Origin of the sequence: Cuneatibacter caecimuris (assembly GCF_004216775.1) — a bacterium.
GTDB classification, from domain to species: domain Bacteria; phylum Bacillota; class Clostridia; order Lachnospirales; family Lachnospiraceae; genus Cuneatibacter; species Cuneatibacter caecimuris.
In genome coordinates this window covers 882,000-896,166 of the sequence record NZ_SGXF01000001.1, presented here as the reverse complement: position 1 = coordinate 896,166, position 14,167 = coordinate 882,000, and the positions used below count along the sequence as shown (strand labels likewise).

Below are 14,167 nucleotides of genomic sequence, written 5' to 3'. Positions count from 1 at the left end.
CAATAAAAGGAGGTACACGGCATGTCACGTATCGGTAGAATGCCTATCGCGGTTCCCGCAGGCGTTACTGTGGATATCGCAGAAAATAACAAAGTGACTGTAAAAGGCCCCAAGGGCACTCTGGAAAGAGTCCTGCCCGAGGAGATGACAATTAAAATGGAAGACGGCCAGATCCTGGTGACAAGACCCAACGATCTGAAGAGAATGAAATCTCTGCATGGCCTGACCAGAACCCTGATCAACAACATGGTAGTTGGCGTGACCCAGGGCTATGAGAAAGTCCTGGAAGTAAACGGCGTAGGTTACAGAGCACAGAAACAGGGCAAGGTCCTGACACTGTTCCTGGGCTACTCCCACCAGGTAGACATGACTGATCCGGAAGGAATCGAGACAGTGATGGATGGTCAGAACAAGATCATCGTTAAAGGTATTGATAAAGAAAAAGTTGGCCAATTCGCCGCTGAAATCAGAGACAAGAGAAGACCGGAACCTTACAAGGGCAAAGGTATCAAGTATGCCGATGAGACAATCAGACGTAAAGTTGGTAAGACTGGTAAGAAATAATAGGAGGAGAAGGTCGATATGGTTAATAAAGTATCAAGGACAGAAGTCCGTCATGAAAAGCACAGAAGACTGCGTAACCACATCAGCGGCACGGCTGAGAGACCTCGTCTGGCTGTGTTCAGAAGCAATAATCATATGTATGCACAGATCATCGATGACACCGTTGGCAAGACTTTAGTATCCGCTTCTACTCTGCAGAAGGATGTAAAGGCTGAACTGGAAAAGACCAACAACGTGGAAGCAGCTGCAAAACTGGGCGCTGTGATCGGCAAGAGAGCCGTTGAAGCAGGCATTTCTGAAGTTGTTTTCGACAGAGGCGGTTTTATTTACCAGGGTAAGATCAAGGCACTGGCAGATGCAGCAAGAGAAGCTGGTCTGGTATTCTAGTCAAGGAGGAATAAGATGAAACATACAATTATTGACCCCAGCCAGTTTGAGCTGGAAGATAAGGTAGTGTCAATCAAGCGTGTATCCAAGACTGTTAAGGGCGGCCGTACCATGCGTTTCTCTGCACTGGTGGTTGTAGGAGACAAGAATGGCCACGTTGGCGCAGGAATGGGCAAAGCGGCTGAGATCCCGGAAGCGATCCGCAAAGGGAAAGAAGACGCTATGAAGAAGCTCATCACTGTTCCGATCGATGAGAACGGCAGTATCCCGCATGATATCTATGGAAAATTCGGCAGCGCATCCGTACTGCTGAAGAAGTCTCCGGAAGGTACCGGTATCATCGCAGGCGGCCCCGCGCGTTCCGTATTGGAGCTGGCAGGCGTAAAAAATATCCGTACAAAGTCCCTGGGTTCCAACAACAAGCAGAACGTTGTTATGGCTACCATGGAGGGTCTGAACTGCCTGAAGACTCCTGAAGAAGTTGCCAAGAACCGCGGCAAGTCTGTGGAAGAGATTTTAGGCTGAGGAGGAGAAAAACATGGCTGGTAAGTTAAAGATTGAATTAGTGAAATCTCCGATCGGTGCAGTTCCGAAGCATAAAAAGACCGTTGAGGCGCTTGGCCTGACCAAGATGCACAAGGTTGTTGAGCTGCCTGACAACGAGGCTGTCAGAGGAATGATCTGGCACGTAAAACACTTAGTGAAAGTAGAAGAAATCTAATCGAGAAACAGCAAGGAGGTGCAACCATGGATTTATCAAATTTAACCCCTGCAGCAGGTTCCGTACACAGCGATAACTTCAGACGCGGCCGCGGTCATGCGTCCGGCAACGGAAAGACTGCTGGTAAGGGTCACAAAGGTCAGAAGGCACGTTCCGGCGCTCCCCGTCCCGGTTTTGAGGGCGGCCAGATGCCTCTGTACAGAAGAATTCCTAAAAGAGGCTTCACAAACCGCAATTCCCTGAACATTGTGGGCATCAACCTGTCCGCTCTGGAGAGATTCGAGGACGGCGCAGAAGTAACAGTTGAGATTCTGATGGAAAACGGCATTGTTAAGAATCCCCGCGACGGCGTAAAGATTCTGGGCAATGGCGAACTCACAAAGAAACTTAACGTAAAGGCAAATGCATTCAGCGAGGGCGCAAAAGCTAAAATCGAAGCACTTGGTGGGACTGCTGAGGTGATCTGATGTTTAAAACCTTTCAAAACGCATTGAAGGTAAAAGAGGTAAGACAGAAACTTTTATTCACTCTGTTTATTCTGGTAATTGTCCGTCTGGGTTCCGGTATTCCGGTACCTGGTACGGACTCCAGCTATATTGCGACACTGCTGGCAGGCCTGAAGGATAATATGGGATTTTTGAATGCCATTACCGGAGGCTCCTTTGAGAAATTTTCAGTGTTCGCCCTGGGTATTAACCCTTACATCACTTCATCCATTATCATGCAGCTTCTGACCATTGCGATTCCGAAGCTGGAAGAGATGCAGAAGGATGGAGAAGAAGGCAGAAAGAAAATTGCGGAATTCACCCGCTATCTTACTGTGATTCTGGCTCTGATTCAGTCTGTGGCCATGGCGATTGGCTTTGGCAACAAGGGGCTGATTGACAATTATGGCGCCATGTCCATTTTCGGAAAGATCTGTGCAGTTGCGGCAGTGGTAATTGTTCTGACCGCAGGCAGCGCGGTGCTGATGTGGCTGGGCGAGCGGATTACCGAGAAGGGAATCGGCAACGGTATCTCCATTATCCTGGTAATCAATATCCTGTCCAGGATTCCGAATGATCTGTACTCTCTCTATGAAGCCTTCATGCAGGGGCAGAGCATCGCGATGCAGGTGTTCGCGGCGCTGGTGATTGCAGCCATTATCATCGGTGTGGTGGTCCTGACCATCATTCTGCAGGATGGTGTGCATAAAATACCGGTACAGTACGCAAAGAAGATGCAGGGGCGGAAGATGGTAGGAGGGAACAGCAGCTTTATCCCTCTGAAAGTAAATACAGCAGGCGTAATCCCTGTGATTTTTGCTTCTTCTATTTTGTCGCTGCCGGCGATTTTCGCCAGCTTCTTTACTATTAAGTCCACATTCTGGAATCATATTCTGGCGGGTATGTCCTCCAGCAACTGGTTCCGTGCCAGCGCTCCCTGGTATTCTATCGGCCTGATCGTATATCTGGCTATGATTATTGTGTTTGCATATTTCTATACCTCAATCACATTTAATCCGGTTGAGATTGCAAATAACATGAAGAAACAGGGCGGCTTTATTCCGGGTATCCGTCCCGGCAAGCCCACGTCAGACTACCTGAACAAGATCCTGAACTATATCGTGTTTATCGGAGCAGGTTTCCTGGCTGTGATCGCGGTAATCCCGATTTTCTTTGCCGGTGTGTTCAGCATCCAGCAGGTGTCCTTCGGCGGAACTTCCATCATCATTATTGTGGGCGTGGCTCTGGAGACGATCAAGCAGGTGGAATCCCAGATGCTGGTGCGTAATTATAAGGGTTTTTTGAATGACTGATCCAGGAATCCGGTCGGCGCTGGCTGTGCCGGCCGGCCCTGTATGACCGACCGTGGACGGAGGTTCTTAATATGAAAATTATTATGTTAGGAGCGCCTGGAGCTGGAAAAGGCACCCAGGCGGATAAGATCGCTGAAAAATACCGGATCCCTCATATTTCCACCGGAGATATTTTCCGCGCCAATATCAAAAACGGCACGGAGTTGGGAAAAAAGGCGAAAACCTATATGGATCAGGGGATGCTTGTGCCTGATGAGCTGACTGTAGATCTGCTGATGGACCGGATCGCACAGCCTGACTGTGAAAAGGGATACATCCTGGATGGTTTCCCCAGAACAATTCCCCAGGCGGAATGCCTTGATGAGGCGCTGTCTTCCCGGGGAGAGAAGATTGATTATGCGGTGAATGTGGAAGTTCCTGATGAAAATATCATTAACCGTATGTCCGGAAGAAGAGCCTGCCTGAGCTGCGGCGCCACCTATCATGTGGCATATCATGCGCCGGCGAAGGAAGGGATCTGTGACAAATGCGGCAGCGATCTGGTGCTGCGTGACGACGATAAGCCGGAGACAGTAAAAAAGCGTCTGAGCGTTTACCACGAGCAGACACAGCCTTTGATTGATTATTATAAGAAGGCGGGCGTTCTGAAGGAAGTGGACGGAACAAAGCCGATGGATACTGTTTTTGCTGACATCGCAGAGATTTTAGGAGCATAAAGAATGGCAGTAACAATTAAATCTGCAAGAGAAATTGAACTTATGCGGAAGGCCGGAAGCCTGCTGGCGGAAACTCTAGATGAGCTTTGCGCGGGCATTCGTCCCGGTATGAGCACGAAAGATATCGACCGGATGGGAGAAGCGAAGATCCGCAGCTTTGGCTGCGTGCCTTCATTTCTAAATTATAACGGGTATCCCGCTTCGATCTGCGTATCTGTGAACGATGAGGTGGTACATGGGATTCCCAGCCCGGACCGTATTGTCCAGGAGGGCGACATTGTCAGCCTTGACGCGGGCCTGATCTATCAGGGGTTCCACGCGGATGCCGCAAGAACGGTGGGAGTCGGGGAGATCAGCAGAGAAGCGCAGCAGCTGATTGATGTGACCAGGCAGAGTTTTTTCGAAGGTATTAAATATGCCCGGGCCGGGAATCATCTGCATGACATCTCGGCAGCCATTCAGCAGTATGCGGAAAGTTTCGGATATGGCGTGGTCCGTGACCTGGTGGGGCACGGGATCGGCACACATCTCCATGAAGATCCGGAGGTGCCTAATTTTAAAACAGTGGGCCGTGGAATCCGGCTTCGTCCAGGCATGACGCTGGCCATTGAACCCATGATTAATGAAGGGCGTTATGACGTGCTGATTCTGGATGACGACTGGACGGTGGTGACCGGAGACGGTTCTCTGTCCGCTCATTATGAGAACACGGTGCTGATCACGGAAGGCGATCCGGAAATCTTTACGCTGAAGTCCCAGGGACAGAACTGACGGGGTGCTTCATGAAATTGGAAGCAGGAAGCATTGTCAGAAGCCTGGCAGGTCATGACGCGGACTGTCTTTATGTGGTGATGCATGCGGAAGAAAAATTTCTTTGGGTGTCAGACGGCAGGCTGAAGCAGGCGGCAGTCCCCAAGAAGAAGAACCGGAAGCATGTGGAACCGGCCGGCAGGGATGAAGAGCTGGCGCGGAAGTTTGCAGAGGGCCGGACGGTACGCGATGAAGAAATAAAACGTGCATTGAAGTTGTGGAAGGCATATCACGCATAGGAGGTTTCCAGAATGTCGAAAACAGATGTCATTGAAATTGAAGGAACAGTAGTGGAAAAGCTGCCCAACGCCATGTTCTCCGTAGAACTGGAAAACGGGCACAAGGTTTTGGCGCATATCAGCGGCAGGCTGCGTGTGAATTATATTCGTATTCTGCCCGGAGATAAAGTGACTTTGGAGATGTCTCCTTATGATCTGTCCAAAGGAAGGATCATTTGGAGAGATAAGTAAGGTTTTGCTTGACTTCTTCACCCTGGTGGTGATATAATGAAAAGCGGACTTTTGTTAGCACCCGTGCGGACTTGTCTGTGCGGAGGAAAGGAGAATGTACTGTGAAGGTTAGATCTTCTGTAAAGCCGATTTGTGAGAAGTGCAAAATCATCAAGAGAAAAGGCAGTATCAGAGTAATCTGCGAGAATCCCAAACATAAGCAGAGACAGGGCTGATTTACCCTGCAGTAATGGAAAATGGCGTTTCACGGGGCGTGTATCCGTGGAAAAGTATGCCATAATGTAAGGCGGCTGCGGTATGAACCACCAGGAGGTGTTGTTCATATCATTTAAGCAATAAATAAGTTTTATGTATGTTGACTAGGAAAATTATACTAATGGAGGTGTAACACACACATGGCTCGTATTTCAGGCGTTGACTTACCCAGAGAGAAGCGTGTAGAGATCGGATTGACCTATATCTATGGAATTGGCAGAGCAAGCTCTAACAGAATTCTGACAGAAGCAAATGTGAATCCGGATACCCGCGTAAAGGATCTGACGGACGAAGAAGTAGCGAGAATCCGTGACGTGATCGACGCGTCTCAGACGGTGGAAGGCGATCTCCGCAGAGAAATCGCAATGAACATCAAGAGACTGCAGGAAATCGGTTGCTATCGCGGCATCCGTCATAGAAAAGGCCTGCCGGTTCGCGGTCAGAAGACTAAGACCAATGCAAGAACCAGAAAAGGTCCGAAGAAGACTGTGGCTAACAAGAAGAAATAATTCAGGAAGGAACCCATAAGGGAGGTTAGTTTAGAAAATGGCTAAAAAAGTGTCAACAAAAAAAGTGACAAAAAAGCGTATTAAGAAAAACGTTGAACGGGGACAGGCGCACATTCAGTCATCTTTCAATAATACCATTGTAACACTGACTGATACACAGGGTAATGCTTTATCCTGGGCAAGTGCTGGCGGTCTTGGTTTTAGAGGTTCAAGGAAATCTACTCCTTATGCAGCTCAGATGGCAGCTGAAACTGCTACGAAAGCAGCTCTGGTACACGGACTGAAATCTGTTGATGTAATGGTAAAGGGACCTGGTTCCGGCCGCGAGGCAGCGATCCGCGCCCTGCAGGCATGCGGACTTGAAGTGACAAGCATCAAGGACGTTACCCCCGTACCGCATAACGGATGCCGTCCGCCCAAACGTAGAAGAGTTTAATTAGGAGGTTAAGAATCGTGGCAGTAGATAGAGTTCCGGTATTAAAGAGATGCAGATCTTTGGACTTAGATCCGATTTTCATGGGAATTGACAAGAAATCCAACCGCAATTCCAAGAGAGCCAATAAGAAGATGAGCGAGTACGGCCTGCAGCTGAGAGAAAAGCAGAAGGCAAAGTTCATCTACGGTGTGTTAGAGAAACCGTTCCGTAATTATTATAAAAGAGCAGAGCGCATGAGCGGCATGGTAGGTGAAAACCTGATGATCCTGCTGGAGCGCCGTCTGGATAATGTGATTTTCAGACTGGGTTTTGCCAGAACAAGAATGGAAGCAAGACAGATCGTTGACCACAAGCATGTGCTGGTAAACGGCAAGTGCGTGAACATCCCGTCTTATCTGATCAAGGCTGGCGATACCATTGAAATCAAGGAGTCCGTGAAGGACAGCCAGAGATATAAAGATATCCTGGAGACCACAGGCGCAAGAATGACGCCTAACTGGGTGGAAGCTAACCAGGAGAATCTGAGCGGCGTGGTGAAGGCGCTGCCCACCCGCGAAGAGATCGACGTTCCGGTAAACGAAGTGTTGATCGTCGAGCTGTATTCCAAATAATGATCGCATGACAATGCGCAGGCTTATGCCGGACAAGATGTCCGGCAAAGGCCGGTATATCCCCCAACAATCATACCCAAAAGGAGGGGCTTATAAGTGTTCGATTTTGAAAAACCGAAGATCGAGATCGTTGAGATTTCAGAAGATAAGAAGTATGGCAGATTTGTTGTCGAGCCTCTGGAAAGAGGATACGGCATCACACTGGGCAATTCTCTTAGAAGAATCATGTTGTCGTCCCTGCCGGGCGCAGCAGTGAGCCAGGTCAAAATCGATGGCGTTTTGCATGAATTCAGTTCCATCCCCGGCGTTAAGGAAGATGTGACTGAGATTATCATGAACATCAAAAGCCTTGCGATCAAAAATACCAGCGAGACCAATGAACCGAAAATTGCATACATCGAGTACGAGGGCGAAGGCGTTGTGACTGCCGCGGACATTCAGGCGGATCAGGATATTGAAATCCAGAATCCGGACCAGGTGATCGCGACTTTGAGCGGCGGTCCTGACTGCAAGCTTTACATGGAGCTGACCATCACAAAAGGCCGGGGCTATGTGGGCGCGGACAAGAACAAGAACGATGAGCTGCCGATCGGCGTGATTCCGATTGATTCTATCTATACCCCCATCGAACGTGTCAATATGTCGGTTGAAGATACCCGTGTCGGCCAGACCACTGACTTTGATAAACTGACGCTGGATGTGTTTACCAACGGCACTCTTGCGCCTGATGAGGCTGTCAGTCTGGCTGCAAAGGTGCTGAGCGAGCACCTGAATCTTTTCATCGATCTATCCGAAAATGCCAGAACCGCTGAGGTGATGGTGGAGAAGGAAGACAATGAGAAAGAAAAAGTGCTTGAAATGAATATTGACGAACTGGAGCTGTCCGTTCGTTCTTACAACTGCCTGAAGAGGGCAGGAATCAACACCGTTGAGGAATTAACCAACAAGACTCCGGAGGACATGATGAAGGTCCGCAACCTGGGCCGCAAGTCTCTGGAGGAAGTCCTGGCGAAGCTGAAAGAACTTGGCTTGCAGCTGAATTCCAGTGATGACTAATCAGACGGAGGAAAGGTAGAAATGGCAGGATATAGAAAGTTAGGCAGAACCACCAGCCAGAGAAAGGCGATGCTGAGAAATCAGGTAACCAGCCTGCTGTGCAACGGCAAGATCGTTACAACCGAAGCGAGAGCAAAGGAAGTAAAGAAGATCGCAGAAGGCCTGATTGCAATGGCTGTGAAGGAAAAAGATAATTTTGAGACCGTTACCGTAAAGGCAAAAGTTGCCCGTAAGGATAAAGACGGCAAGAGAGTGAAAGAAGTAGTAGACGGCAAGAAAGTAACCGTATACGATGTAGTGGATAAGGAAATTAAGAAAGATATGCCTTCCAGACTGCACGCAAGAAAGCAGATGATGAAGGTGTTCTACAACGTGAAAACCACAGGCGCGAAGAAGAAGGACACAAAGGTTGTGGATATGCCCGCTAAGATGTTCGACGAAATCGCTCCTAAGTACGTAAACCGCAACGGCGGCTATACCAGAATCATTAAGATCGGACCCCGTAAGGGCGACGCAGCGATGGAAGTGCTGCTGGAGCTGGTATAAAGACAAAAATGCTGCAAACTGTCATGATGAAAAGAGGCGGTTTGCAGTTTTTTATGCAATGAACCCCCCTGATATAAAAAATAGTATTCTTTTGCGTCACTTGCAAAAGGTTTAACGTACTTTATACAATCGCATAAAGTGCCGGAAAGCCGCATGAACACTTGGTTTGTGCGACTTTTCTTTTTCTTTCCCGCCATCGTTTTATGAGGGATTATCGAGGTCAAATCGTGAAATAGTGCCCAAAATGGTGCCCGGATTTTAAAAGGGGTTGTAAGGACTTTTAAGTAAAGATAAGGGCTGCCGTCCGCTTGGCTTTCCAGCATAGTAAAAAGAGCCTCCTATCCAAGGTTGTACATGCGGCATTGGGGTACAGTGCCCCAATGATAAAAGACGTTATGGAGCGTCTGAAACGATGGTGTTTCCAGAAAAAATTTCAAAAAGTTTAGGCCTCCCCGCAAGTGCAGGGAGGCCCGCCCGGCCATTCAGTTTTTCCATGTTGCAGATAATCAATCTTTGCGTGAGTGACGACCTTTTCCAGATAGCCCGTAAACTTAGCAGTTCGTTCAGCTGCACCAAATAATTTATATTCACGGGCGGACGACTCCGCCGCAGCTTTTTCAGCAAATTCTCGAGTTCTTTCATTCTGTTTTTCCATTGAGCTTGCCTCCATGACGCGCCGCCCATAGCGACACGCCATGTACGGCGTGTTTCAAAATTGATTTAGGTTTACGAGTGTCGGATTTTACGGCAGCCAAAAGAGGCTTTTCAAGTAGCCCAATGGAATCCCCCCCTTTCCCGTGGAATAGGGGGATATGAAAAGAACCGGCCTCTGCCAAGACAGAGATCGGCACATACCCGAAAGCGCAGGAGCGCGCGGCGAAGGACACCCCGTTTACTGGCTGGAAACGGAATGAGAAAACACGATACGGTTGTGCGAAAGTTACGGCATAGGCTCCCGGCATGTGGCGTCCTCCTTGCGCCGCCGTTGCCGTTGGGGTCTAAAAAAGGGCGCAGTTACCACGCCCCCCGTAAGTCCTTTTTCAAAAAAGAAAACGGCGGCTTGACTGGCCGCCGCTGAAAGCTCAATACCCGCTAAAGCAGCGGAATTTTAACTTTTTTGTGTTAGTACCGGAAGAAAATTTATTCAACGTCCTGTTCTAATTTCTTGATGATTTTTGCCGGTACGCCTGCCACGACGCAATTATCCGGCACATCTTTCGTTACAACCGCTCCGGCGGCCATGACCACGTTATTTCCAATCGTAACGCCGGGGAGTATGGTACAGTTACCGCCAATCCACACGTCATTTCCTAACGTCACAGGCTTGCTATATGCCTTTTTCTCCCGTCTGCCCCTTGGTGTGAGTGGGTGTCCGACAGTCGTGATTAGAGTATTCGGCCCAATCATGCAATAATCGCCAATATGTACCGGGGCAATATCCAAAATCGTAACATTGTAGTTCGTCAAAAAGTCCTCACCAACATGGATATTCTTGCCGCTGTCACAGTTGAAATTGGGCTGGATATAGACGTTTTCTCCGGTGGAGCCGAACAGCTCCTTGATTGCCGCAAGCTGGGCCGCGTAGTCGGCGGGGTCAATGGCGTTAAATTTCGCACAGCCTTTTAAGGCGTTCTCTTTGCGGGCGACAACATCAGCGTCAAAAAAGCAGTATTCCAGCCCGGCATCCAATTTTTCAAGTTCTGTCATGTTCAAACCTCCTGTTTCTCTCTCCTAATTCTCTTGTAATATTCTTTAGCCAGCCGTATTTTCGATAATGGATAATTGCGGCGGGCAGCTTGACGACTTCATCTAAGTTGATAATCAGGAACACGACGACAACGGGCAGATTCCAATAAAACGCCGCAAGGAAACCGACTGGAACAGCAAAAATCCACATGGTAATTACGTCGCAAACCAAGCCAAACTTAGAATCACCGCCAGCGGGGAAAATCCCGGCTATCGTTGTCATGTTAATTGCCTTTGCAACCATATAGCAGGCACAAAATAGTAACATCCATTTTAAGTATTCGGTCGCTTGGGAGCTTAAAACCGTTACATTCAAAATCAACGGGGACAGCGCAAGCAGGAGCAGGCCGGACGCCACGCCCCCGATGATCGCCATTTTCCAGAGCAGACCGCCGTACTGCTTTGCTCGGTTCAAATCTCCCATGCCCAACTCGTTGCCCACAATAATGCCGCCGCCGTTGGCAAGGCCGGTACAAAAACTAACAATCAAATTCTTTACGATATTTGCAATTGAATTAGCGGCCACGGCGTCGCTGCCTAAATGTCCCATAATGACGGAATACATGGTGAAGCCACACCCCCACACCAGATAATCCCCCATCATAGGCACTGTATATTTCCAGTAGTCCATAACCAAAAGCCGATCTACTGCAAAGCAATACTTCATACGCAGTCTGATTCGATTTTCCCGCAAGGATTCCACATAGGCCCAAAGCATTTCAATAAGCTTTGAAATAGAGGTGGCAAGGGCAGCGCCCGCAATCCCCATTTTAGGGAAAAAGAGCAGCCCAAAGATCAGCGCGGCATTTAAGAAAATATTGATAACAACGGCGCTTGACCCAATCGCCATGCTTTTCATGGCATACCCTGTATTTTTCAAGATACAAAGATAAATTTGCGAAATACCGGTGAACAGATAAGACGCTGCTACAATCCGAAGATAAATACTGCCGCCCGCGATCAGTTGCGGCTCGCTGGTAAAAATCCGCATTAACTGATTGGGCATGAAAAGGGACGCCAGAAAGAAAACGGCTGAAATGAGGAAAGAAACCCTAGTGACATACGCAAAGATTTTTTCAATCGCGGTCACGTCGCCCTTGCCGTAGTATTGTGCGGCTAAAATGCTCGTCCCCATGGTCAGCCCGCCCATAAACAGATTGAACACAAAGGTGATCTGTCCGGCCAACGAAACCGCCGACAGAGAATCCTGATTGACAAAGCCCAGCATGAGAGCGTCCGAAGCACTCACCGCCGCCAGCATAAATTGTTGAAATGCGATTGGCAGTACAAGGGAAAACAGCTTTTTATAGAAGATAGTTTTCTCACCGCCTAACTCTTTTTCCTCCATTGAATAACCTCCCGTCTGTTTTTCATAACAATCTTTAGTATAGAAGATCGTGGTTAAAGAAACAGCGCCAAATCTTAATATATACAGTGGTATTTTCTCATGTAGCGTGGTATAATAAAATTAAAAATCGGAGGGCATTTGAGTAAAGGAGTGGCAAGGTGGGACAAGAAACTTTATGTGCAGCGGTCGAGAGATTGCGGGAAGAATTTGGGGTGTTGGACTGGACGTATCATAATTGTGCTGGTGAAAATCCGGAGGAAAAAATGTTTTATTGGCCCGGTGCGCCGGAAGATGAAATTATGGTTGTCGTCCATCAGAGCAGAGGACGGCAAGAGCTGTTTCATCGGCACGATTATTTCTATTTCAATTACACCTATCAGGGTGAATATGATTCCATTAGCTTTAAGTACGATAACCGTATTACGATTCGGGAGGGAGAGCTGTATGCGGGCCAGCCCTTTGCCGGTCACGCTCTTTGCGTCCACGACGACAAGGAAACAACGATTATCGGCGTACTGATTCAGAAAGACACGTTTTGTCGGGCCTTTTTGCCAATGCTTTCTGCAAATACAAAGCTATTTCATTTTCTGCTTGACCCGTCAACCAATCAATTTTCTGATGAATATATCCATTACAAAGTTGAGGACGACTGCAACATACGGGCGCTCCTTGAAATGATGGTGGTAGAGTATGCCAACCGGCAGGAGGATACACAGGTTGTCTTGAAGTCGCTCACACTATCGTTTCTCATTCAGATTGCACGTCAGTATGTCCATGCAAATCGGGAGCCTGCAAACGAAAGCCCTTCGGAAAAGATCGTACAGTATATTGGGGAACACGTTGACACCGTAACACTCAAAGAAATTGCAAAGCATTTTTCGTATCACCCGAATTATGTTTCAACCTTGTTGCACCGGGAAGTTGGGAGGTCCTTTTCAGAAATTTTATTAGCGTTACGAATGGAACGGGCGGTAATTCTTTTGAAAGGGACAAGCCTGCCAGTAGAGGAAATTTCCTCGGTATTGGGGTATAGCAACAGCAGCAATTTTTACAAAGCCTTCCGGGATTACTACCATGTTTCCCCGAGGGAATACATAAAGGTCAGGTAATCGTTTGAAAGACAAGGAATGGAAGTCTCCACCGACCTTGATTTTTCACGCCTCTCCGGAGGGCTGGAAATGAAGGACAAAGTGGCAAGCAATGCCCCGTGGTACACATGGGGCCATTTTTTCCGTTTTTCGCTGCTGCGCAAAACGGAAAAATCTGCTTGTTGGTGGCCCGCCCCCAATCCCCCGGACAAGTGCGCTGCGCGCCCCTGCCGAAACGCCCCTGCGGGGCGGCTGCGCGTCCTGTGGACGCTTTGAGCGGTATAAATCGATACTTCCGGGCATATAGGCAAAAAGCAGCAGTTCGCTCCGGGCATAAATCGGACTACATTTCCGGCATGGGAAAAGATACCGACTACCCCAAAAGGGGTGACAAGCCCGGAGCGAACCGTTAAAAATATAGCTGTTGTGCGCTATGTGACAATCAATTTGTGGTGCCCAAATGGTGCTCAATGTTGCTTTTGCCTCTTATCTGATAGTCCTCAAAAATAGAGGGATGATGGTAAATTTCAAAAGATGATGGTAAAATACATAAGTGATGGAAATCGACAAAAATTTAAGCTGGAGGGTGTTTTTTGTGGTGGTTAGAGAAGTTAAAGAAAATGATTTAAACGGGTTACTTCATTTGTACGAACAATTGCATAACAGCGAAGTCGCCATAAATTTTGATGAGTTATCAAAACTTTGGAATCAAATTATACAAGATAATAATCATCATATTATTGTAGTTGAGGAAGACGGTAAAATAGTTTCTTCCTGTGTCTGTGTAATTATTCCTAATCTAACGCACAAACAACAGCCATATGCATTTATAGAAAACGTCATTACAGATGAAGCATATAGGAAAAAAGGATTTGCTACGAAATGTCTTAATTATGCGAAAGAAATTGCGATAAATGAGAAATGTTATAAGATTATGTTGTTAACTAGTTCCAAGAAGGATACAACCTTAAAATTCTATCAAAATGCAGGCTATAATAGTAAAGATAAGACGGCATTTATACAATGGATTTGACGCATTCCCAACAAGCAAAAATGAAAGGCATTTTTGCTTGTTGGGAACCCCAAACCCTTTTCATTTTTATTTA

22 protein-coding genes are annotated in these 14,167 nt (G+C 47.7%); 18 read left to right on the top strand and 4 right to left on the bottom strand.

Translation table 11 applies throughout. The features are described from left to right. The first annotated feature begins 21 nt into the window (after positions 1 to 21). The 16 genes from rplF to EV209_RS04210 all read left to right on the top strand — a co-directional run bounded on the left by rplF (position 22) and on the right by EV209_RS04210 (position 8,879). Complete coding sequence (rplF, locus tag EV209_RS04285) at positions 22 to 564, top strand: 50S ribosomal protein L6 (protein WP_130433379.1); 543 nt, start codon at positions 22 to 24, stop codon at positions 562 to 564. Between the two features lie 18 nt (positions 565 to 582). Further along, entirely contained in the window at positions 583 to 951 is a 369-nt protein-coding gene (rplR, locus tag EV209_RS04280; RefSeq protein ID WP_130433377.1) for a 50S ribosomal protein L18, read from the top strand. 15 nt (positions 952 to 966) lie between these two features. Beyond that, positions 967 to 1,476: a 30S ribosomal protein S5 gene (gene rpsE / locus EV209_RS04275; RefSeq protein WP_130433375.1), complete on the top strand. Its 510-nt coding sequence runs from the start codon at positions 967 to 969 to the stop codon at positions 1,474 to 1,476. A gap of 13 nt (positions 1,477 to 1,489) precedes the next feature. Further along, positions 1,490 to 1,672: a 50S ribosomal protein L30 gene (gene rpmD, locus EV209_RS04270; protein WP_130433373.1), complete on the top strand. Its 183-nt coding sequence runs from the start codon at positions 1,490 to 1,492 to the stop codon at positions 1,670 to 1,672. A gap of 26 nt (positions 1,673 to 1,698) precedes the next feature. Next, positions 1,699 to 2,139: a 50S ribosomal protein L15 gene (gene rplO / locus EV209_RS04265; protein WP_130433371.1), complete on the top strand. Its 441-nt coding sequence runs from the start codon at positions 1,699 to 1,701 to the stop codon at positions 2,137 to 2,139. After that, a complete protein-coding gene (gene secY, locus EV209_RS04260) occupies positions 2,139 to 3,470 on the top strand; it encodes a preprotein translocase subunit SecY (RefSeq protein WP_130433369.1) in 1,332 nt (443 codons plus the stop codon). Before rplO ends, secY begins: the two co-directional genes overlap by 1 nt. A 71-nt stretch (positions 3,471 to 3,541) precedes the next feature. Then, positions 3,542 to 4,186 carry an adenylate kinase gene (locus EV209_RS04255; protein WP_130433367.1) on the top strand — a complete coding sequence of 215 codons (645 nt, stop codon included), beginning with the start codon at positions 3,542 to 3,544 and terminating at the stop codon, positions 4,184 to 4,186. Positions 4,187 to 4,189: 3 nt separating this feature from the next. Then, complete coding sequence (gene map / locus EV209_RS04250) at positions 4,190 to 4,957, top strand: type I methionyl aminopeptidase (RefSeq protein WP_130433365.1); 768 nt, start codon at positions 4,190 to 4,192, stop codon at positions 4,955 to 4,957. 11 nt (positions 4,958 to 4,968) lie between these two features. After that, positions 4,969 to 5,235, top strand: coding sequence for a KOW domain-containing RNA-binding protein (locus EV209_RS04245; RefSeq protein WP_130433363.1), 267 nt, complete (start codon positions 4,969 to 4,971; stop codon positions 5,233 to 5,235). A 12-nt stretch (positions 5,236 to 5,247) separates the two neighbouring features. Continuing rightward, positions 5,248 to 5,466 carry a translation initiation factor IF-1 gene (gene infA / locus EV209_RS04240; RefSeq protein WP_130433361.1) on the top strand — a complete coding sequence of 73 codons (219 nt, stop codon included), beginning with the start codon at positions 5,248 to 5,250 and terminating at the stop codon, positions 5,464 to 5,466. Between the two features lie 101 nt (positions 5,467 to 5,567). Continuing rightward, positions 5,568 to 5,681: a 50S ribosomal protein L36 gene (gene rpmJ / locus EV209_RS04235; protein ID WP_003497809.1), complete on the top strand. Its 114-nt coding sequence runs from the start codon at positions 5,568 to 5,570 to the stop codon at positions 5,679 to 5,681. A gap of 180 nt (positions 5,682 to 5,861) precedes the next feature. Continuing rightward, positions 5,862 to 6,230, top strand: a complete 369-nt coding sequence (gene rpsM / locus EV209_RS04230) for a 30S ribosomal protein S13 (RefSeq protein ID WP_130433359.1) — start codon at positions 5,862 to 5,864, stop codon at positions 6,228 to 6,230. A gap of 37 nt (positions 6,231 to 6,267) precedes the next feature. Then, positions 6,268 to 6,666 carry a 30S ribosomal protein S11 gene (rpsK, locus tag EV209_RS04225; RefSeq protein ID WP_130433357.1) on the top strand — a complete coding sequence of 133 codons (399 nt, stop codon included), beginning with the start codon at positions 6,268 to 6,270 and terminating at the stop codon, positions 6,664 to 6,666. Positions 6,667 to 6,683: 17 nt separating this feature from the next. After that, entirely contained in the window at positions 6,684 to 7,277 is a 594-nt protein-coding gene (gene rpsD, locus EV209_RS04220) for a 30S ribosomal protein S4 (RefSeq protein WP_130433355.1), read from the top strand. Positions 7,278 to 7,373: 96 nt separating this feature from the next. Next, positions 7,374 to 8,333, top strand: coding sequence for a DNA-directed RNA polymerase subunit alpha (locus tag EV209_RS04215; protein WP_130433353.1), 960 nt, complete (start codon positions 7,374 to 7,376; stop codon positions 8,331 to 8,333). 21 nt (positions 8,334 to 8,354) lie between these two features. Further along, the gene (locus tag EV209_RS04210; RefSeq protein WP_130433351.1) at positions 8,355 to 8,879 is read left to right on the top strand and encodes a bL17 family ribosomal protein; all 525 of its coding nucleotides are present in this window, start codon (positions 8,355 to 8,357) and stop codon (positions 8,877 to 8,879) included. Positions 8,880 to 9,321: 442 nt separating this feature from the next. Here EV209_RS04210 and EV209_RS04205 read toward each other — a convergent pair whose 3' ends face one another. The 4 genes from EV209_RS04205 to EV209_RS04190 all read right to left on the bottom strand — a co-directional run bounded on the left by EV209_RS04205 (position 9,322) and on the right by EV209_RS04190 (position 11,973). Beyond that, positions 9,322 to 9,534: a hypothetical protein gene (locus EV209_RS04205; RefSeq protein ID WP_130433349.1), complete on the bottom strand. Its 213-nt coding sequence runs from the start codon at positions 9,532 to 9,534 to the stop codon at positions 9,322 to 9,324. After that, positions 9,518 to 9,841, bottom strand: coding sequence for a hypothetical protein (locus tag EV209_RS04200; RefSeq protein ID WP_130433347.1), 324 nt, complete (start codon positions 9,839 to 9,841; stop codon positions 9,518 to 9,520). The genes EV209_RS04205 and EV209_RS04200 overlap by 17 nt, the downstream gene beginning before the upstream one ends. 178 nt (positions 9,842 to 10,019) lie before the next feature. After that, positions 10,020 to 10,586, bottom strand: a complete 567-nt coding sequence (locus EV209_RS04195) for a sugar O-acetyltransferase (protein ID WP_130433345.1) — start codon at positions 10,584 to 10,586, stop codon at positions 10,020 to 10,022. Next, positions 10,573 to 11,973 (bottom strand): MATE family efflux transporter, encoded by a 1,401-nt coding sequence (locus EV209_RS04190; RefSeq protein WP_130433343.1) that lies wholly within the window; start codon positions 11,971 to 11,973, stop codon positions 10,573 to 10,575. The genes EV209_RS04195 and EV209_RS04190 overlap by 14 nt, the downstream gene beginning before the upstream one ends. 158 nt (positions 11,974 to 12,131) lie before the next feature. On the opposite strand from EV209_RS04190, the gene EV209_RS04185 reads away from it, so the two are divergent. Next, positions 12,132 to 13,082 carry a helix-turn-helix transcriptional regulator gene (locus tag EV209_RS04185; protein WP_130433341.1) on the top strand — a complete coding sequence of 317 codons (951 nt, stop codon included), beginning with the start codon at positions 12,132 to 12,134 and terminating at the stop codon, positions 13,080 to 13,082. Between the two features lie 535 nt (positions 13,083 to 13,617). After that, positions 13,618 to 14,094, top strand: coding sequence for a GNAT family N-acetyltransferase (locus EV209_RS04180; protein WP_330520814.1), 477 nt, complete (start codon positions 13,618 to 13,620; stop codon positions 14,092 to 14,094). Positions 14,095 to 14,167: the final 73 nt, after the last annotated feature.